The following is a 25,310-nucleotide window of genomic DNA, read 5'->3' on the forward strand; positions in this document are numbered from 1 at the left end:
TACTCACTCAAACAAAACAGAAGGAAACAGAATGAAAAATGTACTTATACTTAATGGACACCAATACTACCCAAACATTGCAGAAGGCAAACTCACACAACTCTACATCGACACCGCAGAAGCGTTTTTACAAAGTAAAGGCTTTAACGTCAAACATGCCAAGGCAGAGAGTAACTACAACGCTTTAGAAGAGGTTGAAAAGTTTAAATGGGCAGATTTTTTCATCATTCAATACCCCGTTTACTGGATGGGTGTGCCATGGATGATGAAAAAATACATCGACGAAGTCTTCTCAGCAGGTGCGAACAATGGCATTTACGCCAACGATGGACGAAGCAGAAGTGATGCAACTAAACACTATGGAAGCGGTGGTTTGATGCAAGGTAAAAAATACATGCTCTCACTCACCTACAACTGCCCAACATCTGAATTTAGCAACAAAGAGGGCTTTTTTGATGGTCTAAGCCTTGATGAAGCCAATATTGCTACACACAAAACATGGCAATTCTGCAGTGCAACACCGATGCAGACCTACTCCGTGCATGACATCTTTAAGGGCGATTTGAATATTGAAGCTCAAAAAGCCAAATTTATCGCTGTTTTGTCACAAAACTTTTTAGGATAAATCATGGAAAATCCAACCCTAACACAACTGCAAAATCGAAAATCCATCCGCCACTTTACGGGCGAAGCCATAAGTGAAGAGGACTTAGAAACCATTTTTAAAACAGCGCAACGTGCCCCCACTTCCATCAACGGACAACAAATTAGTCTCGTTTACACCCGTGATAAAGCCAAACTTGAGAAGATTGCAGCGCTGTGTGGGGGACAAACACACATTGCTGAAGCAGATGTATTTGTAGGCATCATCATCGACTTTAACCGCACCAGTGCCATCGTGGAGAGTGTGGGAAGAAATCACATCATAGAACAAAGCGCTGAGGGAATTATGGTGGGAGCCATTGATGCTGGCATTATGCTAAGTCATCTCCAAAGTGCGGCAGAAGCGTTAGGATACGGAACAACTGCCATTGGAGCGGTACGCAAAGAGAGCGAAGCGTTTACAAAGCTCTTTAACCTTCCTCAAAAAACCTTTTTAGCACTCGGTTGCATCATCGGCGTACCGAGCGAGCGCGCTAAGGGCGCTCCTTTAAAACCGCGCGTCGCTCTCGATACGTTTGCCATGGAAGACGTGTATGACAGCGACAAAGTCAAAAAAGGCGCATTGGAATACGAGCACACGCTTAAAGCATTTCGCGATAAAACCGGTAGCGGCTCGATGCCGACGTATGCCGAGATCACGACCAATTACTACGCCGACGTTTATTATCGAAGTACCGCTAAAGACTTGGTTGTACAAGGGTTTGCGTTTAAGGACGAGTAGCCTTAAAAATCTTTACATGTAAACGTGTGGGCAACCATTTGGTTGCCCCTGAAAAAAACTACGATTTAAACTTGGAGAGTTCGTTATTGAGCGTTTCGGTAAGTTCGTGAAGGTGCTCACTTGCGCCTGCGATCTCTTCGACACTGCGTGTGTTAGTATTGGTCAGTACGCTGATTGCTTCGATGTCTTTGGTGATCGCATCAATTTGACTGGATGTATCGATATAATCTTGCACTGTTTTTTGGGTGTTGGTGATGGTGCGTCCAAGAACAGCCGTAACGTCGGAAACATTGGACTGCACATCAACCGAAATATCAGAGATTTTGTTGATCGTATCGGAGTTGGTATTCATCTCCACACTCACACCATTGATAGATTGGGTGACAACGTTGATGGTAGCGTTGATCTCAACCAAAGATTTTTGGGTACGCTCAGCCAATTTTCGCACTTCATCGGCAACCACGGCAAATCCACGACCATGTTCACCCGCACGCGCCGCCTCGATGGCAGCATTGAGGGCTAAAAGATTGGTTTGATCGGCGATGTCATTGATCACATTGAGAACATTTTTAACTTCATTGGTATTGTCACTGACGAGGGTGAGTTTGTGCGCAAGTTCAACCTCGTTGTGTGCGGTATTTTGAAGAAGATTTGAAAGGTTTGAAACGTTTTCTTCGACCTTTTTAAGACTATGCGTTACCTCTTCAAGCTCATTTTTAGAAGTCACCGCACTCGCAATAGACTCTTGCAAATAGACTTTTAACGAGGTCGCATCTGTGGTTGTTTTGGTAACAATAAATGACTCTTCTTCGGCACGTTTGCCGACATCAATCGCAGAGATAGAGAGTTCATGTGCCACGGAAGCATTCTCCGCGCTGTTTGTTTTTGCCGTTGTGATGATGGTATGAATTTTTTGGATGAAGAGATTGATGTTTTCACTGATTTTACCAAGTTCATCACGGGACTGTATGGTAAGACGCTGCGTCAAGTCGCCCTCACTGCTGGAGAGATTTTTGATCACGTCGTTGAGTTTTACAAGAGGCTTAAACTGAGCATTGAGAATGAACTGTAACAACGCCAGTGAAAGCAAGACCATAATAATGCCCGAAATGCCAAGTACGATCAGCATGTTTTGAATGGAAGCAAAAGCGACACTTTTATCGATGGTGACATAAAGCGTCCAGCCATTTTCAAGTTTAGTGAACGCTAAAAGCTTCTCGACTCCATCGGTAACTTGGTACTCATACGTCCCTGTTGCATGGTTTTTAACTAAGGGTTCAAGATTTTTGAGAGAATCTGTGATTTCATACAAAACCTTATCAATCATCTCTTTATTAGGATGGAAATTTATTTTTCCCGAAGCGTCGGTGACAAAAGCGTACCCTCCTGGAAATTTGGTTGCATTGATCTTCTCAACCACTTGGGTTAAGTAGACATCATTGCCGATAACCCCTTTGAGTACGCCATTCACAAAAACAGGCGCTGCCGCAGAAATGCCAAGTTGACCTGTCGATGCATCAACATAGATATCGGTGACGATAGATTTGCCTTCTTTTTTGGCTTGGATATACCAAGGTCGTTTTCTAGGGTCATACCCTTCTTTTGGCTGAGATTTGTCACTGTAAAGCATTAAACCATTCTCTTCTATTCCTATGTACGTCATACCAGCTTTGGTTTTTTGAAGTGCCGTTAAGAGGTAGGGAAGCATAGCCTCTTTATTTGTAAACTCTTGCAAATGGGAGATATCATCAGCACTGGTCTCTAAGACAATTTTTTGGGCATTAAGCCATGATTCGATATCTATTTTGAGTGCATTTGCTTTGGCTAATTGTGTCTGCCTTATCTCTTTATGAAGAGCGTCTTTGGCATTGATAAAACTTACAATTCCAAAAATGAAGAGTGATGCTGCCAAAAATATACCTGAGGAAAAGGCTATTTTTTGCTTAAATCCAAAATTCATTGAAATTCCTTTGTTTGAAGTGGTTTTTATTTTACAAAGACTCTATTACATTTCTGATACAAGGAGTTTCTATGGAGCAATTTGGCTATGATAATGGAAAGATAAACGTGCTATTGGAGGAAAAAATGAGACGATTTTTGATGCGAATGTCTTTTGGGTTGATCTTAGCAAGTCTTGTGTTAAATGCCGTTTTGGTGGTTCTTTTTTCATGGACCTACACAGCGCTTACCCAAGAAACACTCATCGCAACGGTTTCTTTTAGCAAACCTTACGACAGCAGTGGTTTTCACATCGCACATCTAAGTGGCGAAGACGGCAAAGTCGTTGGGGATTTTAAGATCTACGGCGAACAGTGGCGCATCGATGCTAAATTTATGAAAATGAAATACTGGTCCAATCTTCTCAAACTAGACTCACGCTACGTTTTAGAGCGCTTTGAAGGGCGTTACAAAAAGAGCGAAGACCAAAACAATCAGCAAAAACTCTCGCATGATCTTGGTGAAAACACGTTACTAGACCACTTCACCCTTCTTGGCTGGAATCCCTTCGTCGACATCGAATACGGAAGCTCGGTCTATCAAGAAATCACGCTCAACCAACGCTTTGAAATCTACAAAACCCCAACAGGCTTTGTGGTACGAAGAGTTCCTTTAGTGCAGGGTGCAAATACAATGCAGAAATGATTTTTTTAAAATAATTGCTTTTACATGTAAAGATACTATTATCTAATTTTGCTACAATGAAATTAAAATTTCAGGAGAAGATGCGATGAGTGAAAAAGAGCTGATTTTACAAAAATTATCTGTTTTAAAAGCTCAACTTGCATCCAACTATCACATCATATCGCTTGCCCTTTTTGGTTCAATGGCACGAGATGAAGCAACCCAAAATAGTGATGTTGATGTGCTTGTCGATTTCTCGCAAACACCTGATTTGTTGACGTTTATCGAACTTGAGGAAAAACTCAAAAATGCCTTGGGTAAAAATGTTGATCTTGTTCCTAAACGAAAACTCCGAGCTGAACTCTCCCAAAGTATTCTCAAAGAGGCGATTGCGGTATGAAACGCAATTATCTTTTGTATCTGGATGACATTCTTAAAAGCATTCAAAAGATTGAAACCTTCACGGCTGGCTATGACTTTGAACGCTTCAAAACTGATGATAAAACGGTGAGCGCATGTGTCCGCGAACTTGAAGTCATCGGCGAAGCCACCAAACAAATTCCTGATGAAATAGCCTCAAAATACCTTCAAATCCCTTGGTCACTTATGGCAAAAATGCGCGATAAACTCATTCACTGGTACTTTGAAATCGATGAAGAGATTGTCTGGAAAGTGATTACCGAGCAGTTTCCAACACTTAAAATGCAGATAGAAGTGATGAAAAAAGAGTTAATAGAAGATAAAAGTTAAAAATTCAGTCTCGATCTTTTTTTTGTTTTTTGCTATCAACTGCTTTTTGAAGCTTAGAGATGACCAAAAAATTCTTCTGTTTAACTAGCAGTTTGGGTTTGATAAATGTATTATTAAAGGAAAATAATGAATACATCGTATGAAGAAAAAACATTTGAAAATTATTTTAATGCAGAATTGGGTAATTTAAGTTCTGTCTATTTTCCTCTTGGTCAGACACAAGAAGGAGTCATAGGTGCAGATTCTGTAGCATATTCAAAAAATAGGCACCTATGGAAGATGTTCGGTTATCCTTGGTTTTGGTTTCAGCCACCTTACAGAGGTAGAGATTTACAGGATATTGCACAGGAAATGGAGCATCATACAAAAGCAAGTATTCAGAATATACCAAAAATAAAAACCAACTTATTATTTCAGTACAAAAGATCTAAATATTTGATATTACCTTCGAGTGGACAATGGCGTCATTGGAATCAACCCTATTTTAGATATGAAATATATCCAAAACAGCAAAAATTACTTGAGCATCTTGAAAGTCAGTTTGGACAACAAGCATTGGTTTTATATGCTGCCCCTGCTATTAAAAATGTGGAAGAATTAGTAGAAGCAAGTATAAAAAAACAGATAATTGAAAAAACAAACTTTCAAAAAGTGTCAAACTTGTCAGGGCATCATAAAAATACATTTGTTCAAGCGGGAACAATCTCAAAAGCATTTAGTCAACTAGAAGAAATTGAAAATGTTGATTTGCTAAAAACTTTAAACAATATAGATGGTCAAGATTTTAGTTTTGACAAATTAACTTCATTCACATCAATAGTCAATGAAGTTATGATAGAAAGCAATGAGTATAATCATTCATTCAATTTATTGATGGAGCAGTATTCAAATCTTCAAGAATATAGAATTTTTTATGGATTAATGCAAATGAAAGTTTTTAAAGAATTAACTGGTATTCAGTGGTCAATGAGTTTTGAATATTAAGAAAAATATTTATTTTTTTTGTTGATAAATCAAAGACTATTTTAAAGCATTATCCGCTAAAGTCGGTATGCCTTACCAAATGTTGATTAATTCATTTTTGATGGATTGTGCAAAAAAGCATGTTGAACCTAAAATTCAGTGGTGATATTTTTTATATGTAAAAAACTGTAACTAAAAAAAATCATCAAGTTATGAGATAACACGTTATGCATCTCATAACTTTTCCGCTAAAATACCCCTCCAAAAATCTTTACATGTAAAAGAGAAATTATGAACCCACTTATTCCCATTTTAGTCCAAAAAACAGGCATTGCCAAAGAAAATATTATCAACATTTTAAAGCTTTTAGAAGAAGGCTCGACCATTCCTTTTATCGCACGGTATCGCAAAGAGATGACGGACGGGGCGAGTGATGAAGCTCTTCGAGAGTTTGAGAGCATTTACGCCTATGCGAAAAAATTACAAAGTCGAAAAGAAGAGGTGTTGCGACTCATTGAGGAAAAAGCTACCCTCACACCCGAGATAAAAAGTGCGGTTGAAAAAGCACAGATGCTTCAAGCCGTGGAAGATATTTACCGTCCGTACAAAGAGAAGAAAAATAGCCGTGCTACCGTGGCGATAGCAAATAGATTAACCCCTTTGGCAGATATACTAGAAAAAGCCGAGCTTGAAGCCGAAGCGTTTGAGAAAAAAGCGCAGAGCTTTGTGAATGAGAAAGTTGAAAGTGTCAAAGAGGCGATTTCAGGGGCGCAAGATATTATTGCGGAGCGTTACAGTGATGATGCCAAAGAGCGGGAGTATTGGAGAGTGCAACTGCATGATTTTTCCTCCTTTGAGATAAAAGCGTCCAAAACCTTACAGGCTGAGGGTCTTTATGCCAAGCTTGCAGGTAAGAATGAGCGCATTGCATCCATTCCCTCTCACCGTTACCTTGCGATGATGCGAGGAGTTGCAGAAAAAGAGTTACATGTAAAAATCAGCTACGAGATGGAGCGTGTGCAAAGTTCGATAGAGCGTTACCGCATTCCCAGTAATGCGAAGAGTTCTAAAACCTATCTTTTAGAAGCGTATGGGGATGGATTTAAGCGTCTTTTATTCCCTTCCATTGAGCGAGAAATTCACGCCCTGATTAAAGAAAAAGCAGACACTGGGGCGATTGCGACCTTTGGGAAAAACCTCTCACAACTCTTAAACACACCACCTGTGACCAAGCGTGTGATTTTAGGGGTTGATCCAGCATATCGCACAGGGTGTAAACTCGCCGTTGTGGATGAGCATGGCACCTACATGAGCCATGCGGTCATCTACCCCACTCCTCCACAAAGTGACTATGAAAACGCTTCTAGAGTGATCAAGGAGTTAGCGCAAAAGTACCATATCAGCGCTGTGGCGATTGGCAATGGAACGGGTTCTCGTGAAACACAAGAGTTTTTTGCGAGACTTAACCGTGAAGAAGGATTAAGCCTTGCCTACACGGTGGTTTCCGAAGCGGGTGCTTCCATCTACTCGGCTTCAAAGATTGCCACCGAAGAATACCCAAATCTTGATGTCACCATACGTGGAGCCATCTCCATTGCACAACGTCTGCGTGACCCGATGGCAGCGTTGGTGAAAATCGACCCTAAATCGCTAGGCATCGGGCAGTACCAACACGATGTCGATCAAAAACAGTTGGAGAAAAAACTCCACGAAGTGACCGAAGATTTGGTCAATCGCATCGGTGTTGACCCCAACAGCGCTTCGATCTCGCTACTCTCCTATGTGGCGGGTGTTGGCGCAAAACTTGCCAAAGCGATAGTTGAGCACCGTGAGAGCAAAGGGGCGTTTACATGTAAGTCGGAGCTTTTACATGTAAAGGGTTTGGGTGCTAAAGCGTACGAGCAATGTGCAGGGTTTTTCCGCATTCGTGAGGGCAAAAGTGTGTTGGACAATACAGGCGTTCACCCTGAGAATTATGCCATCGCGCAAAAGCTTTTAGCACGTCCCGATTTGGCGACACTGAGCAAAGAGCAGATTATCGCTTTAGCGCTAGAGCAAGGCATCGGTGAAGCAACGCTTCAAGACATTATTGCAGAGCTTTTAAAACCAGGATTTGACCCCAGAGAAGAACTGCCTCCCATTGCGTTTCGCTCAGACCTCACGGATATTAGTGAACTGAGTGAGGGTTCCATCGTCTCAGGCGTGGTGCGAAATATTGCTGATTTTGGAGCGTTTGTGGATATTGGACTGAAGAATGATGGGCTCATTCACATATCGCAGATGAGTGAGAAACGCATCGCGCATCCTTTGGAAGTCTTGAGCATCAACCAGCAGTTAACCCGCATTCGAGTGCTTGAAGTGGACAAAGAAAAAGGGAAAGTAAGTTTGAGTCTTAAAGAGATTTAGGCTTACATGTAAAGATAAAAAAGGTTTATGATGAAAGAAAAATTCAAAAAAATTACAGACCATGCGCTTACAAAAAAGGTACTACTTGATCTAAAACCACAAAAATCACTTTGGGGAATTTTAGGCGTTATCCTCTTTTTTATTGCCCCCGAAATTGTGGCGTATTTTTATGCCAATGAGATTGTAGCATATGCTAAAGAAAGCTTAAGCTTTGAGCCTTCAACCATTGAAACCTATAACTACAAAATCTTGATTGAACTTTTTGAAGATGGAATGAGCTGGCTTAATTTGAGTATTGGAATTGCATTACTCGTTTGGTTATTTTTTTAATCTTTACATGTAAAGAAAAAACTTCTTTACATGTAATCTTTATTTAAAGCTTCGCAAGCGCCTCTTTAGCGTATTTTACGCCTAATTCATACGCTTTATTGTTGGCGGCATGGACTTTTTCAGGCACTTTTGAAAGCATCACTTCACGTACCAACTCATGCGGAAGCACCTGTGTCATCTCAACAGTAATGGAAAGGGCTACGACCGATTGGGTAATGACATTTCCTACCTCTTCTTTGGCAATGGTAATGAGTGGAATCTCAATAATTCTCCATTTTTTACGGTCTTCTTCGCTAGGTTTCACAAGGTTAGGCTCCACCACGATGATACCACCCTCTTTTACGCCTTCTTTAAACTGGTTAAAACTCACCTGCGCTGTGGCAATCATAAACTCAATCTCACCCTCATTTGCATAAGGAAATAAAATCTCACTCTCATCAAGTAAAATATCAACCTTCGTAGGACCACCTCGCACTTGAGAGGTATACGTGGAGGCTTTCACCCCATAACCACCTTGCTTGATTTTTGCTACCGCCAAAATCTCACCCGCTAGAATAACCCCTTGACCACCCACACCTACAAAACGTAATTGTCTTCGCATCAAGGGCTCCTTATAACGCTACGGTAGTTTTATTTTGTGCTGCGTAGATAACTTTATCGTACGCTTCACAGTACTCAAGTTTGCCCTCTTCGTGTTTTAAAATACCTGTTGGAAATTTTCCTACACGCTCTTCATCACTTAAAAGATCAAACTTATTTTTACCCACAATGCGATTCTCTATCCATTTGAGATTTTGCACTGCCTCGCCCATTTTATTTTTACGCCCTAAGTTAATATGACAGTTAGAGAAAATATCAAAAAAGGAGTAACCTTTATGCGAAAATCCCGCAACCAATACTTTCTCAAGCTTTTGAGGGTCTATCACCGATTCACGACCTACAAAGGTCGCTCCTGCCGCATCGGCTAATTTAGCTGCATCAAAACTAGGGTCAACATTGCCATAATGCGCCGTCGATGTCCACATGCCTTGCGGTGTGGTTGGACTGGTTTGAGAATTGGTTAATCCATAAATAAAATTGTTAATTAAGATGTGGTTTAAGTCAATGTTTCTACGACAGCCATGAATGGTGTGATTGCCACCAATGGCTAACCCATCGCCATCACCTGTGACGACAATAACATGTTTGTCTGGATTGGCAAGTTTAATGCCCGTCGCATACGCAATGGCACGACCGTGCGTGGTATGAACCGTGTTACAGTCGATGTAAGAGCTAAAACGTCCACTACACCCAATACCTGAAACCACACACACATCGTTCATATCCCAGCCCATCTTATCAATGGCACGAATGACCGCTTTTAAAATAACCCCATCACCACAGCCCCAACACCATAAGGTTGGCATTTTATCCACACGTAAATAGGTATCGTAATTAAATGCCATTACATCATCTCCTTCACTTTAGCCACCATTTCAAGTGGTGCAATAGGACGACCGTTTGCCTTATGCAGTGTGGCAAAATCATCACGTTTCATCACCCGTTGAATCTCTTCTAAGTATTGACCCATATTCAGCTCTGTGACCATAATTTTGGAGAAGCGTTTACCAATTTCTTGTAATTTTGCCACAGGACTTGGCCAGAGGGTAATGGGTCTAAAAAGACCCGCTTTAATGCCTTCATTTCGAAGCTTCATGACCGCTTCTTTTGCGCCACGACTAATGCTACCATAGGCGATAATACATACCTCCGCATCGTCTAACATAAACTCTTCATACGTCACCAAATCATCACTTTTGGTTTTAATTTTATTCATCAAACGCTCAATGTTATACTCACAGATTTTGCCATCTTCGGTTGGAAATCCATTATCGCCATGATGCAATCCTGTAACATGGTAGTGATACCCTTTAAAGAAAGGATTAAGAATGGCAGCTTCACAAGGTGCTGCCGCGTAAGGTTTATACGCTTTAGGATCACCGCTAAATTCAGCACGGTTTTTGACACTTTTTTGAACCACATCCAAATCAGGTAAAATCGCCTTTCCATGCATATGCCCTAGTGTTTCATCTAAGAGAACAAACACTGGCGTCATATAGGTTTCTGCAATATTAAACGCACGAATGGTTTCAGTGTACGCTTCTTCTAAACTACCAGGGCAAAGGGCGATAGAAGCAAAATCACCGTGTGTTGGGTATTTTGCCTGCCCAATATCGGCCTGAGAAACACGGGTTGGAAGTCCAGTCGAAGGACCTCCACGCATGACGTTCACAATCACTAAAGGAATCTCCGCAATAAATCCATACCCAATTTGCTCCGCTTTAAGCGAAATACCAGGACCAGAAGAGGCTGTCATCGCTTTGGTACCACTCATTGATGCACCTAGGGCTACACAAATCCCTGCGATTTCATCTTCCATCTGAATAAACTTACCGCCAAATTTTGGGAGTAAAACACTCAAATCTTCTGCGATTTCACTTGAAGGCGTGATGGGATAGCCACCAAAAAACTTACAACCACACTCAACCGCTGCTTTTGCCACCAGTGCATTACCGCTTGATATTACTTCTCTTGCCATCTTGCTTCCTTATGCACCGAGTTTTCTAAAATGATTGTTTTTAATTGCTTCTGCACGCTCTTTAGAGGCTTCAGAGAGTTTTGAAAATTTAAACTCACTCTTATCGGCAACATAAATCGCAAAATCAGGACAATGCAACTCGCAATCCCGACAGCCAATACAGGCTTCAGGCACGACCACTTCTATCATAGAACCTTGCGTAGAGTTTGGCGCTTGAATCATTGCCAAAACTCCCGCAGGACATAAACTCACACAAATATCACACGCTTTGCACCGTGATGTATCCACCCATACAGGGGTATTTGTTGGAGCGGTCATTAGGCTCATAACTTACTCTCCTTTATCCTGACTCATTTTACCAATCGCACACGAAACAAAACTTTTTCCTTTTAAAAGCGCACCCTCTAAACTTCCTAAATCTTCATGGATGGAAGGATATCCCAATGACTTTAAAGTCTCTAGCAAATAGCGCTCATCTTCGTCTGATTCGATCGTTGCACTCACGACTCTAGGCTCACTCTCTAAACTCACTTCTATATCAGGAAAACGCTCTTTGAGCTTTGATTTCACTGTCCCTGCACATCCACCGCATTTAATATTTAAGACTTCATAACTTTTTTTCATTTGTTAAGTACCTCTGCTACTTTTTTTCCAATCTGGGCGGGAGATTTAACCACGTGGACTCCAACCAAAGCCAATGCCGACATCTTCTCTTGTGCCGTACACGAACTGCCACTCACAATGGCACCTGCATGTCCCATGCGTTTTCCTTTTGGTGCACTCTGTCCTGCAATAAACGCTACAATAGGTTTTGAAATATGCTCCTTAATAAATTGTGCCGCTTGAATTTCAAGGTCTCCCCCAATTTCTCCAATCATCACAATCGCCTCAGTCTGGCTATCCTCTTCAAACATCGCCAATAATTCTTTATACGAAAGTCCAATAATCGGGTCTCCGCCAATACCAATCGCCGTTGAGATACCAAAACCCTCTTTACAGACTTGATTGGCGCCCTCATAGGTTAACGTTCCTGATTTGCTAATGAGTCCAATCGAGCCTTTTTTAAAAATAGCACCGGGCATAATGCCAATTTTACACTCCTCTGCGGTAATAATCCCAGGGCAGTTAGGACCAATGGTTTTCATCCCTTTTTTCGTCGCATACGCTTTGGAGCGTTGCATATCACGAACAGGAGCACCCTCGGTAATAATAACGGCCAGTTCAATTCCCGCATCCGCTGCTTCTAAAATCGCATCGGCAACAAAAGCAGGTGGAACAAACACCATGCTCACCGTTGCGCCTGTGCTAGCAATCGCCTCTTTCATGGTATTAAAAACGGGTTTTCCTAAATGAACACTTCCACCTTTACCAGGAGTTACACCACCTACAATCTGTGTACCATATGCCATACACTGCTCAGCGTGAAAGCTACCCTCTTTGCCCGTGAAACCTTGCACCACAACTTTCGTATCTTTATGAATTAAAATACTCATACTAACGCTCCTTTTGCGGCGGCAACTGCTTTTTGAGCGCCATCACTCAAATCTGTGGCACTGATAATATTTTTAATATTGGCATTTTTTAAAATTTCAACCGCTTCTTTGGCATTGGTTCCATCTAAACGAACGATAACAGGCACATGCACATTCACCATTTTTGTCGCTTCTAAAATACCATTGGCAATGCGATCACACCGTACAATTCCGCCAAAGATATTGACAAAAATAGATTTTACATTGGGGTCTTTTAAAATGATTTCAAATCCTTTAGCAACCGTCGAAGCATTCGCTCCACCACCCACATCTAAAAAATTTGCAGGTTCTCCCCCCATATAATCAATAATGTCCATGGTGCCCATAGCAAGACCTGCGCCATTGACCATACACCCTACATTGCCATTGAGTTTTACATAACTCAGTCCATACTCAGAAGCTTCCCTCTCGATGGGATTTTCCTCACTATAATCACGCATAGCAACAATCTCAGGATGACGGAAAAGCGCATTATCATCAAAACTCATTTTGCCATCAAGCGCTATAAATCTTCCCTGTTTCGTTTTCACCAAAGGATTAATCTCAATCATCGAGGCATCATTGTCCATATATGCCTGATATAAGGCTTTCGCAAATGCTATAAAATCCGCCATTTCCTCTTTAGCAAGAGACAATCCAAAAGCCAGTTCTCTTCCGTGATAAGGTTGAAACCCAATAAAAGGGTCAATCGTAACTTTGATAATTTTTTCAGGCGTTTCATGGGCAATTTTCTCAATTTCCATACCACCTTCACGAGAGGCCATAATGACAGGCATTTCTTGTGCTCTATCTAAGACAATACCTAAATAAAACTCATCAGCGATATCCATTCCCTCTTCAATATAGACTTTTTGAACCACTGTTCCTAAAGGTCCTGTTTGATGGGTAACGAGATTTTTTCCTAACAGTGATTGAGTGTACCGAGCAACTTCTTCGATACTGCGAGCCAGTTTAACGCCTCCTGCTAAACCACGTCCACCTGCGTGAATCTGTGCTTTAACCACCCAAAGTGCACCCCCTAACTTGTGTGCATTCTCGACAGCTTCCTCAACGCTTGTTGCGACATACCCTCGTGGCGTAGCAACGCCATAACGTCTAAAAATCTCTTTGGACTGATACTCATGAATATTCATTACACTACACCTTTGGTCAATAGATAGTTAACTTTATAGCGAACCCTTGCGCATAATCAAGAAAATTCTCAAACTACATCTTTTTTTTGCTGGAATCTTAAGTTATAACAAAAAAATCACACATCAAAAAAATGATGTGTTTTTAAAGTCTGCAACAGTGTATTCACCGAAGCAATGCTTTTATCAAACTGCTGTTTTTCCTGCTCATTTAAAGGCAACTCGACAATACGTTCAATTCCATTTTTACCTAAAACAACCGGTACACCATTGACCGTATCTTTATAGCCATATTCACCTTCTAAAAGTGTTGCACATGGGAAAATAGCGTGTGAATCACTCAAAATAGCTTCTATCATTTTCACCGTCGCATTGGCAGGCGCATAGTAAGCCGATGTTCCCATGCAACTAACGATTTGAGCGCCACCGTAGCGTGTTTTTTCGATAATTTCATTCATTTCTTCCACGGAAAGCAAATCATTAAGCGCGACACCATTCACGGATGAGTAACGAGGTAAAGGCACCATATCGTCTCCATGACCACCCATAACACTCGCTGTGACTTGTCCATACCCAAAGCCTAATTTCTCAGAGATAAACGTCTCCATCCGTGAACTATCCAAAATACCTGCCATACCAATCACACGATTACGTGGATACTTGCCTATTTTAAGAGCTACATAGGTAATTGCATCTAAAGGATTTGATACGGTAATGATAATGGCATCAGGCGCATGTTGAACGACTTGTTCGATAATCCCTTTGGTAATATTGGCGTTCACTAAAAGTAAATCATCCCTACTCATTCCAGGTTTTCGAGGAGTTCCAGCCGTAATCACAACAATATCACTTTGTGCAAGTGCTTGATAATCACTAGAAGCCTTAATTTGTGTATGACTTCCCTCAGGGCTGGTTGCTTGAGCAATATCAAGTGCTTTACCCCTAGCAACACCTTCTATCAAATCAATCATGACAATCTCACGGCAACTCTTCCGCATCGCCAACCAATAACAAATGGTCGCCCCAACATTTCCCGCACCTATAATGGAGACTTTTTTTCCTTGCGCCATATTGACTCCTTCTTTACATGTAACACAAATGGCTAAGCATTAAAAATCTCTAAAGCGTGATTAAACGTTGGACTTGGACGCATGGCTTTATTGACTTTTTCAACATCCAATTTATAATATCCCCCTAAATCAACCCTCTTACCTTGTACACTATTTAACTCTTCTACAATCGTTTTTTCATTCACACGCAAAGCTTCTGCAAGCGGTTGAAACGCAATAGCAAGGTTTTCATCATCATCTTGTTGTGACAATGCTTCCGCCCAATAAAGCGCTAAATAGAAATGGCTTCCTCGATTATCCAATTCACCTACCTTAGGAGAAGGAGATTTTTTTTCATCCAATACTTTTCCTGTCGCACTATCGAGCGTTTTAGCTAAAATTGCCGCTTGTTTATTTCCCATAACTGTACTTAAATGCTCTAAAGATGCGCTCAGTGCCATAAATTCACCCAAAGAATCCCATCGTAAATGGTTCTCTTCCACGAACTGCTGAACATGTTTAGGAGCAGAGCCACCCGCACCTGTTTCAAACAATCCTCCACCCTTCATTAAAGGCACAATCGAGAGCATTTTCGCACTGGTACCCACTTCTAAAATTGGAAACAAATCGGTCAAATAATCACGCAATACATTGCCTGTTACCGCAATAGTATCAAGCCCTTTCACAATGCGCTCTAAAGAGAGCTTGATCGCATCTTCTGGACTCATAATTTTAATATCAAGCCCACTTAAATCATACGCTTTAAGATAGTGTTCTACTTTTTTTATCATTTGCGCATCATGCGCACGCTTATCATCTAACCAGAAAATCGCTGGGGTCTGACTCAGCCTCGCACGAGAAATCGCCAATTTAACCCAATCACGAATCGGTGCATCTTTGGCTTGACACGCACGGTAAATATCCCCTTTTTCAACCCTATGTTCCATCAACACTGCACCATTTTCACTCTCCACCATACGCACCACACCCGCATAAGGAATCTCAAATGTTTTGTCGTGAGAGCCGTACTCTTCAGCTTTTTGTGCCATTAAGCCCACATTGGGTACGGAACCCATTGTTTTAGGGTCCAATGCGCCATTTTGTCTACAAAAATTCATCGTTTCTTCATAAATGCGCGCATAAGCACGATCAGGAATCAATGCTTTTGTCTCGTGTAGAGCACCATCTTTTCCCCACATTTTGCCTGATTCTCGAATACATGCTGGCATAGACGCATCAATAATCACATCGCTGGGTACATGTAAATTGGTAATACCTTTATCGGAGTTGACCATCGCAAGCGAAGCTCGTTTGGTATAACATGCCTCAATATCTGCTTCTATCGCATTTTTTTCTCTCTCAGGCAAGGTGGCTATTTTGGCGTAAACATCACCCAAACCATTGTTAGCATTCACACCCAATCGCTCAAAAGTCGCTGCGTATTTCTCAAACACCTCTTTAAAATATGTTTTCACCGCATAACCAAACATAATAGGATCACTCACCTTCATCATGGTTGCTTTAAGATGCAAGGAGAGTAAAAGATTTTGAGCTTTTGCCTCTTCCATTTGAGTTTCATAAAACTGTGCTAATTTAGAGGCACTCATATATGTGCCATCAATAATTTCACCCTCCAATAGCTCTAGCTTCTCTTTTAAAACGGTTGTTTTACCCTCAGAAGAGAGCAGTTCAATGCGAAGCGTGGTTGCTTTATCCATCGTGATAGATTTTTCATTACCATAAAAATCACCCTCGTGCATATATGCCACGTGGGATCGGGAGTTTTGATGCCATTCACCCATGCGATGTGGATTTTTACGAACATACTCTTTGACGCACAAGGGCGCTCGTCTATCAGAATTTCCTTCTCGAAGCACAGGATTCACCGCACTTCCTAAAACTTTTGCATAACGTGCTTTAATCTCTTGTTCTTTTTCATTGGCTGGATTTTCAGGATACGAAGGAATCAAATATCCTTTATCTTGTAGCTCTTTAATCGCTGCGTTTAATTGAGGTAATGAAGCGCTGATATTGGGTAGTTTGATGATATTTGCCTCAGGCGTATTTGCTAACGTTCCTAAATACGCCAAATCATCATTGACCCGTTGTTCGTTTGTTAGATAATCGGAAAAATGTGCCAAAATACGCCCTGATAAAGAGATATCACGTGTCTCAATCTTAATGGAAGAGCGTTTGACAAATGCCTTAATAATAGGCAAAAGGGAATAGGTTGCAAGTGCGGGTGCTTCGTCTACTTGCGTATAAATAATCTTATGGGGTGTGTGTGCCATCGTGCGCCTTTAAAAAAAATAGATTTGAAAATGCTACCCATTTCTTTATTAAAATCAGTTACGAATATTTTCCAAATGCGTTTCATAATTTTGAGAAAAGGTATGGGTTCCATTTTTATTTTTAACGAAATAGAGATAATTGGTTGTTTTAGGAAAAATCGCCGCAAATATCGCTTCTTTACTCACACTGCATACGGGATAAGGCGGTAAGCCTTTATGCATATAGGTGTTATAAGGTGAGGTATCTTCTTTAATGCGTTTGGGTGTTACTTTTGTGTGAGAATACTCTCCATAATTAAGCGTTCCATCCATTTGCAACTTCATATCTTTTTTCAGACGATTATAGATGACCGAAGAGACCAACGGCATCTCTTCAGCATTAGCGGCTTCTTTTTGGATAATGGAAGCAATAATGATAAATTTTTGCCATTTGGTTTCATTAAATTCACCAAAAATCTTTTCAAAAACACTCTTATGATAACTTTTAGCATGTGCCAATAAAAAATGAATCAAATGTTTTTCACTAATCCCCACAGGAATATAGTAAGTTTCAGGCACAATCAGTCCCTCCACGTAAGGCGTTGCGGCGGCATACTCTTGATGTAATTTTTCATAGGAAAGCTCAAACGCTAAAGCAAGTTCGGCAAACAGTATCTCTTTGGTTTCACCAGGAATATAGGTAATAACTTTTAATGGCGCTTTAGAATGACTTAATTTATAGAGAAAATCTCCTCTGGTTAACACTTCTTGGTTAAAATTCACCCAACCTGCTTGAGGCTTGCCAATAAGGCGCAAAAGGTATTTGTCTGCATAAGGATGCAGGTCAAATTTTTTCTCAACCATATATGTTATAATTTGGGCGATTGAGCCTTGAGGAACAAACGCAACAGAAGCCGTACTCATAGGTCTGCTTAAGTGAAAGAGAAGTGTATAGATGATTATTAAAGCGATATCGCACAGTATTAGAAATATTTGGAAATTTGTTTTGTTCATGGCTCTTTTTTTCGTAGTATTAATTGGCACTCTTATGTATGGTGTCACCATTGAGAGTATTACGCTGCCCAAGGTAAAAATTGATCAATTATATATAAAACTAGATAAAAAATTTATTGTAAGCATTCAAACCCTCGAATTAGACACACATACGCAAACCGATACGAGTCTTGAAGAGAGTGCTATTGTGCTTGAAAATTTTCCTTATTTGGATCAGTTTTTTAGCCAAATTCATATCCACAATCTTCTCTACGATAATGAACACATTACCCTTCATTATGAGGAGAATCACTTTAGGCTTACGAGCCAACATCTTGATGTGGATGTTGCGATTACACCGCTTTCCAAAACAGAGCTAACCCTTCACATCAGCAAGGCATACCTCAAAGATTTCTTTTTACATGTAAACGGTGAAGCGCATCTTGATTTAAAAGAAGAGCACTACACCTTTGAGGGATTCTATGAAACCTTTGGACTTAAAGGGAGTACGCTTTTAGAGCTGAAAAAAAACCTCTTAAGTTACCATCTTCAAAGTGAGCCTTTTAGCAACGTTGAGCTCTCCAATTTTATGGATTTTTTAGCGCCAAAAGTGGAATTAGAACAGATTGTGAAGGATTGGATTCATACCAATATTGTCGGTAAAAATTATGTACTGCATTTCTTAGAGGGTATATTAGACATCCAAACAGGAGAGTACTTCCCTATGCAAATGCGAGGGCACGCAACCGTTCAAGAAGCAACGATTATCTTTGAGAAAAGCGTTCCTCCCGCCTATGCCAAAGAAATAGGTATTACTTTAACTGAAGATAAACTGCTATTTGACATTAGCGCACCAGAATATGAGCAAAAAAGTATTGAAAAAGCTGATGTCTTTATCTACAATCTTTTGACCAAAGGAACAGGTATTGTGGTTGATTTGAAAACCCACGCAAAACTGGATGCTTCTATTCATAAAATTTTGCACGCATTTAAGATTGATGTTCCCCTTACGCAAACATCGGGAAAAACAGATGCACATGTCACACTGGATATTAAATTTCTTCCCTACGATATCAATGCCTCAGGTACCTTCAAACTCTCCCCTAGCCATTTTAACCTCAGTGGTGTACCCATGTCCACACGCTCAGGAGAAGTTTCCTTTCACAACTACTTTGTCAACCTCAATCGTGCCAATCTACGGTACAAAAATCTTTTTGATATTGATGCCACAGGCGATTTTGATACCAAAAAATCACGTTTTAATGGTTTTGTCGATATTCATTCGCTCATGCTTGAATTTGGGAAAGCCCAACTCTTAAATGCCCAAAAACTACCACGTCAAGAAGCCTCTTTTAGCATAGAAAATGGCACCACAACAATGCTCCTTCCAGAACTGAACACAACCATTTTGTTTGAGCCTAAAAAAAATCAGTTTATTCTTGAAGACCTTTCCAAAGTTGCTTCCATCTCACCTCTAATGTTAGACAATGGTCTAAAAGAAGGCAATGTCAGTGTCACAACGGATGACTTTGAACACTTTAACGCACGACTACACCTCTATGAAGTTTCAACCCCTTTTAAAAATCAAGAAGAACCCATTAAAGCGTTAGATATTGCGCTTTCAACCGATACACACACACTCGATGCGCATACGCTAGATTACACACTAGCGTTACATGTCAGCGATGAAATCATTTTACATGTAAAAGATTTGGATCTTCTCGTTCCTCAAAGTAGCGCCTCACTCAACATTCCCATTAAAACAACGCTTTACGGTGAAAACTCTTCCATCCTCGACGAAAACAGCAGTCGAACCATTTTAAGTGATCGCTACACTTTAATGCTTTTTCAAAATAAGGTTCATTTAGAAGCAAAAAAAGATGAGGGTTCTTTTGTCTATCAAAAGAGAGGCGATATGCTCAACATTGATGCTCATGCCATGAACGATGCTATGATCAATGCCCTTTTTAACAGACACTATTTTCACAAAGGGAGCTTTGATTTAACCTTAGAGCCAAAAACTGCACAGATTCAAACCGGTGTTTTTAAAATGCACAACACCTATATCAAAGATTTAAAATTTTTCAACAATCTCATGGCAACCATCAATACCATTCCTTCTTTGCTTGTCTTTAATGACCCTAATTTTAGTCAGCAAGGTTATTTTGTTGAAAATGGTTCTATTGTTTTTGAACAAACGAAAGAGACTCTTCTTATTAAAGAGATTCAATTACGAGGGAAAAATGCGGATATCGTAGGCTTTGGAAATGTCAATTTAACGAACGATACACTCAATATGCAACTCAACATTAAAACGCTTAAAACCTTCAGTCAAGCACTCGATATGATTCCTCTTGTGGGAGGGCTGATCTTAGGGGAAGATAAACGTATCTCAACCCATGTAGACGTTACAGGAACGCTTAGCGATCCTAGCATTGAGACACATCTTCTTTTAGATACTCTCAAATCACCCGTTAATATTCTAAAGCGTACCCTAGAAGCACCGCTGGAGTTACTTAAATAAAGGTGTTTAAAAGAGCTAAAAGCTCATGCACATTGTGCGCACGCAGATTTGCATTTTCACTTTTGCCATATCCCCAATTCGCAAAAATAAAAGAGATACCCGCATTTAAGGCTGCTCGTTCATCTTTAATGCTATCGCCTACTAACACCGTCTGCTCACTGGATGTTCCTAGCGTTTCCATCACATGATAGACCATTAAGGGACTAGGCTTTGGTTCTGCAACATTGTTTGAGCCTACCACACTGGAAAAATAACGCTCAATACCTAATGCCTCAAGCATATTGTGTGCAAAACATTCATGGGCATTGGTCGCAATCGCCAAATAAGCCTTTTGGCTTAAAAGATGCAACATCTCTTTCACATCAGGATACAAGGAGATTGTCTTAGGAGCATGCTCCATATAATGTTCTTTAAATAAAGCCCGATGGGCAGGGTCATAGGTTTCTGTATTGTAGAAAATCTTAGGTAACTGCTGATCTAGCGCATTAATATGGTACTCCAATGCCTCTTTACTCAGTGGTGTATCAAGACCAATACTTTTTCTTACATAATTCACACTTTGAGTCATCGCTTCACTTGAATCAATGAGCGTTCCATCCATATCAAAAATAATAGATATCTCTTTTTTCATACCCTACTCTTCTATACGAAGTCCTAGAACAAGAAGGTCTTTATCCACACCTTCAATAGTCGCTACACGATTTAAGTGACCCCACTCTTTAAAGTTTAATTTTTTAAACAATTTTAAACTTACAGGATTATCTGCAAAAATGAGTGCAAGCAGGGTTTTAATGCGCCCTTTTTGTACATGTTCTATCGCTTCTTTTAAAAATTGTTGTCCGAGTTTTTTACCTTGAAAGTTTTTATCGATAAAAATATTCACAAAAGCACTCTTCGAATACGCTGGAAGGTTAGCATAAAAGGGCTGAAAACTAATCCATGCAATAATGCGCCCACAATAGGTTTTAACCAAAAGAGGGAGGGTTTCATTATGCGATAAGAACCACTCCTCTTTCTCTTCTACACTGACGGTTGTACTATCTGAAGTCGAAATTCCATCTTTAATCGCTTCATTGTAAATTTTAATAATTTCGGCTAAATCTTCACGCTCTGCACGTCTTAAGTCACCTAACATTTCTTCTCTTTTTTCATAATTCTCATTTTGAATGTGATAACTTATTTTACATTACGATGACTTAGGCGTTGATTACTCCATTTCCAAATGCATCAAATACATCTCTTCACCATCAATAACAGTGACATCAGCACTTTTACATGTAGGACACACAAACTCATTTTGACTTAATGCGCCCTCATAATTGCATGCGTGACACCGAACCACGACGTCTTGTAGATGCATTACCAGTTCTGCGCCATCACACACACTCTCTTCTTTAAACGTATGAAACGCTGTTTCGAGCAGATGCGGTTCAACGCCACTTAACTTTCCTATTTTAATCTCCACTTTGGTTACCCTAGACGCTTGATTGGCTTGTGCATTTTTTTCGCACATTTCAAGAAGCGCATTGACAATAGAAAACTCATGCATCAGCAAATCCTCGGGAGAAGCTCACCTTTAGGAGGCTCTAAGAAACGCTCACTCTCCCACGGGGTATGCAAAATCACTTTATCCATAAAACGTGAACTTACATCCCCTATGATGGTTGATTGCGCTGTTTCTTGAAAACCTTTTAAAACCTCAAGGGCTTTTTGCGCCTCTTCTTTCGGCAGAGCTATAACCATCGTTCCCTCATTGGCAAATTCATACGGCTCAAACCCTAACAGTTCGCACACCCCTTTAACCTCTTGTGCCACAGGAATCTTCACTTCCTCTACCTCAATACATACATGCGATGTTTCAGCCCACTCATTTAAAACAGCACTCAGTCCTCCACGTGTCGCATCACGCAGTGCATGGAGTTTAACTCCCGCATGGATCAACGCTTCCACAGGGGCCCATAAACTCGCACAATCGGTTTGAAGTTCGCTCTCTAACTCTAACTCTTCACGCGTCGCTAAAATACATGCGCCATGATTGCCCACTTCGTGCGAAACAATGATCACATCGCCTTGTGCAATATGGTGTGCAGAAATCCCTTGATAAATAATCTCACCAATACCCGTTGTGGTAATAAAAAGCCCATCCACACTCCCTCGTGGTACAACTTTGGTATCTCCTGCTACGATTTTAACACCCGTTTTTGCCATTTCATCTCGCATCGAAATAACTATCTCTTCAAGTTTTTCATACGAAAAGCCCTCTTCTATCATAAACGAACAGGTTAAATATCTAGGCTTTGCACCCATCATAGAAAGGTCATTCACCGTTCCTGCAATGGAGAGCTTACCAATATTGCCTCCCTTAAAAAAAAGTGGAGATACCGTAAAAGAATCTGTCGTAAAAGCAATCTGAGTACTCTCCATGGTAAGTGCTGCGGCATCTTCCATACGGAGCAAAATATCGTTATCAAAATGTTTAAAAAATAGCTCTTTGATTAAATGTTGCGTCTCTTCACCGCCACCGCCGTGAGAAAGCAAAATATTTTTAGTCACGCTTGACTCCTTTTAAATTAAAAGCACCGTATTTGAAATACGCCGCACACGCACCCTCGCTTGAAACCATACAAGAACCCATAGGATTGCTTGGTGTACAGGCTTTTCCAAAGACTTTACAATCAAACGGTTTTGCCTTACCTTTTAAAATATCCCCACAAATACAGAGTTTATGGTCATTTAATTCTACTTTAGGAAGAATGTCATCAAAAACCACTTCAGCATCATACATGGCATACTCAGCTTTGAGTTTCAAAGCGCTCTTAGCAATATCTCCAATACCCCGCCATCTAAAGTGCTCTCGTTTCTCAAAATAGGTTTCAATGAGTTCTTGCGCTTTAAGATTACCTTCTCTGGAAACCGCCCTTGCGTACTCATTTTCAACCTCACTTTTACCCGCGTTAATTTGACGAACAACGCGCAAAACAGACTCCATTACATCAGTCGGCTCAAATCCCGCAACGACCACAGGGGTATGATAAGTTGATGCAATGGTTTCATAAATTTTATACCCCGTAATCACGCTAACATGAGAAGGTCCCAAAAAAGCATCAATATGCGCATCGCCTCCTCCCATAATCGCATCGACAGCTTCAGGAACGGTGACATGATTGATATGGAAAAAGAGATTTTTGAGATTGAGTGCTATGGCGTGTTGAATCAAAACAGCACTCATAGGCGTTGTTGTTTCAAATCCAATCGCAAAAAAGACCACATTTTTATCCGGATTTTCCTGAGCAATTTTAAGCGCATCCAAAGGCGAGTATAAAGAACGGATAGCCTTTCCCTCCGCACGCAATTTTTGTAAGGAGGTTTGGCTTCCAGGAACACGTATCATATCACCAAGCGTGGTTAAAATCGTATTGGGCATGGATGCTAAGGCAATAGCGTGGTCAATGCGCTCTTTAGGCATAATGCACACAGGACATCCTGGCCCATGAACAAATTCAATCTGCTCTGGTAAAATCTGAGAAAGCCCAAATTTCATAATGGTATGCGTATGTCCGCCGCACACCTCCATAATGTTAATCTTTGAGTGACACTCTTTTTTAATGAGAGCAGCGAGTGCTTGCATGTGTGTAGGATCACGAAACCCTTCGATAAGATCTACCTCACACATAGTTACTGTTTCCCTCGTTATCGTCTATCTCGCCGTTCTTCATCGCTTCAGCGATTTCATTGTAGGCGGCAATACTATCTTCCGCCTCCTCTTTACTGATTTTATTCATGGCAAAACCGACATGAATCAAAACATAATCACCCACCTCTACAGGTTCTACGATCAAATCAAGCGTTACCTTACGCTTAACACCTAGAGTATCCACAGTTGCATAGTTATTTTCGTCAATTTCAACGACTTTAGAAGGAATAGATAAACACATGACTACCTCAATGCTTTTTTCATTTTTAAATAATTAACCCACTGCTCTATCCCTTTGCCTGACTTACTGTCAATTTCAATGACATCCACTTTAGGATTGAGCTTACGTGCCTCACGAATCGCTTTTTCAATATCAAAGTCAAAATAAGGCAACAAATCACACTTTGTAATCAAAAAGAGGTCCGCACTGCGAAACATCACAGGATATTTTGAAGGTTTGTCATCGCCTTCAGGAACGGAAAGTAGCACAACATTGAGATGTGTTCCTACATCATAACTCGCAGGACACACAAGATTTCCGACATTCTCAACAAAGACTACATCTAAGCCATCAATCGGTAAATGATGTAATCCCTCATGCACCATAAACGCATCCAAATGACACGCTTGACCTGTTGCGATTTGATGCGCTGGTGCGCCTTTGGCGATGATTCTATCGGCATCTTGATTGGTTTCTAAATCTCCCTCAATCACACCTAATTTAATCTGCTTCGTCTCAATCGTTGCTTCTAAAAGCGTGGTTTTCCCACTACCAGGACTACTCATTAGATTAATTGCTAAAACACCATGTTGTTCAAAATAGGCTCTATTTTTTGCCGCTTCGGTGTCATTGGCATCTAAGATTTTAGTAATCACCGCAATCGTTTTTTTATCATTCAACTGAGGGTTGGCGTGAAAATGCTCAGCCACATGTGCGTGGTCGTGCGCGTGGGGATGGTCATGATGGCTGTGATCCGCATGGTCGTGAGAGTGGCTATGCGTATGCCCATCATGTGTGTGCTCATGTTCATGAGCTGCCCATTGGGTAGGGGTAATAGAACAACCGCAATCTTTACACATAAAAA

General features: G+C 40.7%; 27 protein-coding genes. 9 read left to right on the forward strand and 18 right to left on the reverse strand.

Features of this window, described 5'->3' with window-relative positions; all coding sequences use genetic code 11:
* The first annotated feature begins 31 nt into the window (after window positions 1–31).
* Both SDEL_RS05470 and SDEL_RS05475 read left to right on the forward strand, forming a co-directional pair.
* Window positions 32–625 carry an NAD(P)H-dependent oxidoreductase gene (locus tag SDEL_RS05470; RefSeq protein ID WP_012856854.1) on the forward strand — a complete coding sequence of 198 codons (594 nt, stop codon included), beginning with the start codon at window positions 32–34 and terminating at the stop codon, window positions 623–625.
* 3 nt (window positions 626–628) lie between these two features.
* The gene (locus SDEL_RS05475) at window positions 629–1,384 is read left to right on the forward strand and encodes a nitroreductase family protein (protein ID WP_012856855.1); all 756 of its coding nucleotides are present in this window, start codon (window positions 629–631) and stop codon (window positions 1,382–1,384) included.
* A gap of 58 nt (window positions 1,385–1,442) precedes the next feature.
* Here the strand turns inward: SDEL_RS05475 and SDEL_RS05480 are convergent, their stop codons facing one another.
* Entirely contained in the window at window positions 1,443–3,344 is a 1,902-nt protein-coding gene (locus tag SDEL_RS05480; RefSeq protein WP_012856856.1) for a methyl-accepting chemotaxis protein, read from the reverse strand.
* A 71-nt stretch (window positions 3,345–3,415) separates the two neighbouring features.
* On the opposite strand from SDEL_RS05480, the gene SDEL_RS05485 reads away from it, so the two are divergent.
* From SDEL_RS05485 to SDEL_RS05510, 6 genes are all read left to right on the forward strand, one after another.
* Window positions 3,416–4,027, forward strand: coding sequence for a hypothetical protein (locus tag SDEL_RS05485; RefSeq protein ID WP_012856857.1), 612 nt, complete (start codon window positions 3,416–3,418; stop codon window positions 4,025–4,027).
* Between the two features lie 85 nt (window positions 4,028–4,112).
* Window positions 4,113–4,406, forward strand: a complete 294-nt coding sequence (locus SDEL_RS05490; RefSeq protein WP_012856858.1) for a nucleotidyltransferase family protein — start codon at window positions 4,113–4,115, stop codon at window positions 4,404–4,406.
* Window positions 4,403–4,756, forward strand: a complete 354-nt coding sequence (locus tag SDEL_RS05495) for a HepT-like ribonuclease domain-containing protein (protein WP_012856859.1) — start codon at window positions 4,403–4,405, stop codon at window positions 4,754–4,756. The genes SDEL_RS05490 and SDEL_RS05495 overlap by 4 nt, the downstream gene beginning before the upstream one ends.
* 126 nt (window positions 4,757–4,882) lie before the next feature.
* A complete protein-coding gene (locus SDEL_RS05500) occupies window positions 4,883–5,740 on the forward strand; it encodes a hypothetical protein (protein WP_012856860.1) in 858 nt (285 codons plus the stop codon).
* 270 nt (window positions 5,741–6,010) lie between these two features.
* The gene (locus SDEL_RS05505) at window positions 6,011–8,125 is read left to right on the forward strand and encodes a helix-hairpin-helix domain-containing protein (protein ID WP_012856861.1); all 2,115 of its coding nucleotides are present in this window, start codon (window positions 6,011–6,013) and stop codon (window positions 8,123–8,125) included.
* 30 nt (window positions 8,126–8,155) lie between these two features.
* On the forward strand, window positions 8,156–8,455 hold the full coding sequence (locus SDEL_RS05510) for a hypothetical protein (RefSeq protein ID WP_012856862.1): 300 nt from the start codon (window positions 8,156–8,158) through the stop codon (window positions 8,453–8,455).
* A 43-nt stretch (window positions 8,456–8,498) separates the two neighbouring features.
* Here the strand turns inward: SDEL_RS05510 and SDEL_RS05515 are convergent, their stop codons facing one another.
* The 10 genes from SDEL_RS05515 to mltG all read right to left on the reverse strand — a co-directional run bounded on the left by SDEL_RS05515 (window position 8,499) and on the right by mltG (window position 18,079).
* Window positions 8,499–9,056, reverse strand: coding sequence for a 2-oxoglutarate:acceptor oxidoreductase subunit OorC (locus tag SDEL_RS05515; protein ID WP_012856863.1), 558 nt, complete (start codon window positions 9,054–9,056; stop codon window positions 8,499–8,501).
* A gap of 10 nt (window positions 9,057–9,066) precedes the next feature.
* The gene (locus tag SDEL_RS05520) at window positions 9,067–9,900 is read right to left on the reverse strand and encodes a 2-oxoglutarate ferredoxin oxidoreductase subunit beta (protein ID WP_012856864.1); all 834 of its coding nucleotides are present in this window, start codon (window positions 9,898–9,900) and stop codon (window positions 9,067–9,069) included.
* Window positions 9,900–11,033: a 2-oxoglutarate synthase subunit alpha gene (locus SDEL_RS05525; protein WP_012856865.1), complete on the reverse strand. Its 1,134-nt coding sequence runs from the start codon at window positions 11,031–11,033 to the stop codon at window positions 9,900–9,902. Before SDEL_RS05525 ends, SDEL_RS05520 begins: the two co-directional genes overlap by 1 nt.
* 9 nt (window positions 11,034–11,042) lie before the next feature.
* Complete coding sequence (locus SDEL_RS05530; protein WP_012856866.1) at window positions 11,043–11,360, reverse strand: 4Fe-4S dicluster domain-containing protein; 318 nt, start codon at window positions 11,358–11,360, stop codon at window positions 11,043–11,045.
* Window positions 11,361–11,363: 3 nt separating this feature from the next.
* On the reverse strand, window positions 11,364–11,657 hold the full coding sequence (locus SDEL_RS05535) for a heavy-metal-associated domain-containing protein (protein WP_012856867.1): 294 nt from the start codon (window positions 11,655–11,657) through the stop codon (window positions 11,364–11,366).
* Window positions 11,654–12,526, reverse strand: a complete 873-nt coding sequence (gene sucD, locus SDEL_RS05540) for a succinate--CoA ligase subunit alpha (protein WP_012856868.1) — start codon at window positions 12,524–12,526, stop codon at window positions 11,654–11,656. Before sucD ends, SDEL_RS05535 begins: the two co-directional genes overlap by 4 nt.
* Window positions 12,523–13,698, reverse strand: a complete 1,176-nt coding sequence (gene sucC, locus SDEL_RS05545; protein WP_012856869.1) for an ADP-forming succinate--CoA ligase subunit beta — start codon at window positions 13,696–13,698, stop codon at window positions 12,523–12,525. The genes sucD and sucC overlap by 4 nt, the downstream gene beginning before the upstream one ends.
* Window positions 13,699–13,814: 116 nt before the next feature.
* Entirely contained in the window at window positions 13,815–14,765 is a 951-nt protein-coding gene (mdh, locus tag SDEL_RS05550) for a malate dehydrogenase (RefSeq protein ID WP_012856870.1), read from the reverse strand.
* Window positions 14,766–14,797: 32 nt separating this feature from the next.
* Window positions 14,798–17,035, reverse strand: a complete 2,238-nt coding sequence (locus SDEL_RS05555; RefSeq protein WP_012856871.1) for an NADP-dependent isocitrate dehydrogenase — start codon at window positions 17,033–17,035, stop codon at window positions 14,798–14,800.
* 54 nt (window positions 17,036–17,089) lie between these two features.
* Window positions 17,090–18,079 carry an endolytic transglycosylase MltG gene (mltG, locus tag SDEL_RS05560; RefSeq protein ID WP_190275668.1) on the reverse strand — a complete coding sequence of 330 codons (990 nt, stop codon included), beginning with the start codon at window positions 18,077–18,079 and terminating at the stop codon, window positions 17,090–17,092.
* On the opposite strand from mltG, the gene SDEL_RS05565 reads away from it, so the two are divergent.
* Complete coding sequence (locus SDEL_RS05565) at window positions 18,063–20,531, forward strand: DUF3971 domain-containing protein (RefSeq protein ID WP_223295849.1); 2,469 nt, start codon at window positions 18,063–18,065, stop codon at window positions 20,529–20,531. The two genes, mltG and SDEL_RS05565, sit on opposite strands and share 17 nt — an antisense overlap.
* Here SDEL_RS05565 and SDEL_RS05570 read toward each other — a convergent pair.
* The 7 genes from SDEL_RS05570 to hypB form a co-directional block, all read right to left on the reverse strand.
* Window positions 20,524–21,162 (reverse strand): HAD family hydrolase, encoded by a 639-nt coding sequence (locus tag SDEL_RS05570; RefSeq protein ID WP_012856874.1) that lies wholly within the window; start codon window positions 21,160–21,162, stop codon window positions 20,524–20,526. The two genes, SDEL_RS05565 and SDEL_RS05570, sit on opposite strands and share 8 nt — an antisense overlap.
* 3 nt (window positions 21,163–21,165) lie before the next feature.
* Entirely contained in the window at window positions 21,166–21,666 is a 501-nt protein-coding gene (locus SDEL_RS05575; protein ID WP_012856875.1) for a GNAT family N-acetyltransferase, read from the reverse strand.
* A gap of 72 nt (window positions 21,667–21,738) precedes the next feature.
* A complete protein-coding gene (hypA, locus tag SDEL_RS05580) occupies window positions 21,739–22,080 on the reverse strand; it encodes a hydrogenase maturation nickel metallochaperone HypA (RefSeq protein WP_012856876.1) in 342 nt (113 codons plus the stop codon).
* Window positions 22,080–23,084, reverse strand: a complete 1,005-nt coding sequence (gene hypE / locus SDEL_RS05585; protein ID WP_012856877.1) for a hydrogenase expression/formation protein HypE — start codon at window positions 23,082–23,084, stop codon at window positions 22,080–22,082. The genes hypA and hypE overlap by 1 nt, the downstream gene beginning before the upstream one ends.
* A complete protein-coding gene (gene hypD / locus SDEL_RS05590; protein WP_012856878.1) occupies window positions 23,077–24,204 on the reverse strand; it encodes a hydrogenase formation protein HypD in 1,128 nt (375 codons plus the stop codon). Before hypD ends, hypE begins: the two co-directional genes overlap by 8 nt.
* Complete coding sequence (locus SDEL_RS05595) at window positions 24,197–24,466, reverse strand: HypC/HybG/HupF family hydrogenase formation chaperone (RefSeq protein WP_012856879.1); 270 nt, start codon at window positions 24,464–24,466, stop codon at window positions 24,197–24,199. Before SDEL_RS05595 ends, hypD begins: the two co-directional genes overlap by 8 nt.
* A 2-nt stretch (window positions 24,467–24,468) precedes the next feature.
* A complete protein-coding gene (hypB, locus tag SDEL_RS05600) occupies window positions 24,469–25,305 on the reverse strand; it encodes a hydrogenase nickel incorporation protein HypB (protein WP_012856880.1) in 837 nt (278 codons plus the stop codon).
* Window positions 25,306–25,310: the final 5 nt, after the last annotated feature.

Origin of the sequence: Sulfurospirillum deleyianum DSM 6946, from assembly GCF_000024885.1 — a bacterium.
GTDB classification, from domain to species: Bacteria; Campylobacterota; Campylobacteria; order Campylobacterales; family Sulfurospirillaceae; genus Sulfurospirillum; species Sulfurospirillum deleyianum.

What these genes read in the sequence shown, in the direction of transcription:
- hypB (WP_012856880.1), bottom strand. Translation starts at nt 25,305, where the DNA reads ATGTGTAAAGATTGCGGTTGTTCTATTACCCCTACCCAATGGGCAGCT.
- SDEL_RS05505 (WP_012856861.1), top strand. Translation starts at nt 6,011, where the DNA reads ATGAACCCACTTATTCCCATTTTAGTCCAAAAAACAGGCATTGCCAAA.
- SDEL_RS05515 (WP_012856863.1), bottom strand. Translation starts at nt 9,056, where the DNA reads ATGCGAAGACAATTACGTTTTGTAGGTGTGGGTGGTCAAGGGGTTATT.
- SDEL_RS05535 (WP_012856867.1), bottom strand. Translation starts at nt 11,657, where the DNA reads ATGAAAAAAAGTTATGAAGTCTTAAATATTAAATGCGGTGGATGTGCA.
- hypD (WP_012856878.1), bottom strand. Translation starts at nt 24,204, where the DNA reads ATGTGTGAGGTAGATCTTATCGAAGGGTTTCGTGATCCTACACACATG.
- SDEL_RS05495 (WP_012856859.1), top strand. Translation starts at nt 4,403, where the DNA reads ATGAAACGCAATTATCTTTTGTATCTGGATGACATTCTTAAAAGCATT.
- SDEL_RS05570 (WP_012856874.1), bottom strand. Translation starts at nt 21,162, where the DNA reads ATGAAAAAAGAGATATCTATTATTTTTGATATGGATGGAACGCTCATT.
- SDEL_RS05485 (WP_012856857.1), top strand. Translation starts at nt 3,416, where the DNA reads ATGGAGCAATTTGGCTATGATAATGGAAAGATAAACGTGCTATTGGAG.
- SDEL_RS05470 (WP_012856854.1), top strand. Translation starts at nt 32, where the DNA reads ATGAAAAATGTACTTATACTTAATGGACACCAATACTACCCAAACATT.
- SDEL_RS05500 (WP_012856860.1), top strand. Translation starts at nt 4,883, where the DNA reads ATGAATACATCGTATGAAGAAAAAACATTTGAAAATTATTTTAATGCA.
- SDEL_RS05520 (WP_012856864.1), bottom strand. Translation starts at nt 9,900, where the DNA reads ATGGCATTTAATTACGATACCTATTTACGTGTGGATAAAATGCCAACC.
- SDEL_RS05480 (WP_012856856.1), bottom strand. Translation starts at nt 3,344, where the DNA reads ATGAATTTTGGATTTAAGCAAAAAATAGCCTTTTCCTCAGGTATATTT.
- SDEL_RS05575 (WP_012856875.1), bottom strand. Translation starts at nt 21,666, where the DNA reads ATGTTAGGTGACTTAAGACGTGCAGAGCGTGAAGATTTAGCCGAAATT.
- SDEL_RS05490 (WP_012856858.1), top strand. Translation starts at nt 4,113, where the DNA reads ATGAGTGAAAAAGAGCTGATTTTACAAAAATTATCTGTTTTAAAAGCT.
- mdh (WP_012856870.1), bottom strand. Translation starts at nt 14,765, where the DNA reads ATGGCGCAAGGAAAAAAAGTCTCCATTATAGGTGCGGGAAATGTTGGG.
- SDEL_RS05595 (WP_012856879.1), bottom strand. Translation starts at nt 24,466, where the DNA reads ATGTGTTTATCTATTCCTTCTAAAGTCGTTGAAATTGACGAAAATAAC.
- sucD (WP_012856868.1), bottom strand. Translation starts at nt 12,526, where the DNA reads ATGAGTATTTTAATTCATAAAGATACGAAAGTTGTGGTGCAAGGTTTC.
- SDEL_RS05475 (WP_012856855.1), top strand. Translation starts at nt 629, where the DNA reads ATGGAAAATCCAACCCTAACACAACTGCAAAATCGAAAATCCATCCGC.
- hypA (WP_012856876.1), bottom strand. Translation starts at nt 22,080, where the DNA reads ATGCATGAGTTTTCTATTGTCAATGCGCTTCTTGAAATGTGCGAAAAA.
- SDEL_RS05565 (WP_223295849.1), top strand. Translation starts at nt 18,063, where the DNA reads ATGTATGGTGTCACCATTGAGAGTATTACGCTGCCCAAGGTAAAAATT.
- SDEL_RS05555 (WP_012856871.1), bottom strand. Translation starts at nt 17,035, where the DNA reads ATGGCACACACACCCCATAAGATTATTTATACGCAAGTAGACGAAGCA.
- SDEL_RS05525 (WP_012856865.1), bottom strand. Translation starts at nt 11,033, where the DNA reads ATGGCAAGAGAAGTAATATCAAGCGGTAATGCACTGGTGGCAAAAGCA.
- SDEL_RS05530 (WP_012856866.1), bottom strand. Translation starts at nt 11,360, where the DNA reads ATGAGCCTAATGACCGCTCCAACAAATACCCCTGTATGGGTGGATACA.
- sucC (WP_012856869.1), bottom strand. Translation starts at nt 13,698, where the DNA reads ATGAATATTCATGAGTATCAGTCCAAAGAGATTTTTAGACGTTATGGC.
- mltG (WP_190275668.1), bottom strand. Translation starts at nt 18,079, where the DNA reads ATGGTGACACCATACATAAGAGTGCCAATTAATACTACGAAAAAAAGA.
- SDEL_RS05510 (WP_012856862.1), top strand. Translation starts at nt 8,156, where the DNA reads ATGAAAGAAAAATTCAAAAAAATTACAGACCATGCGCTTACAAAAAAG.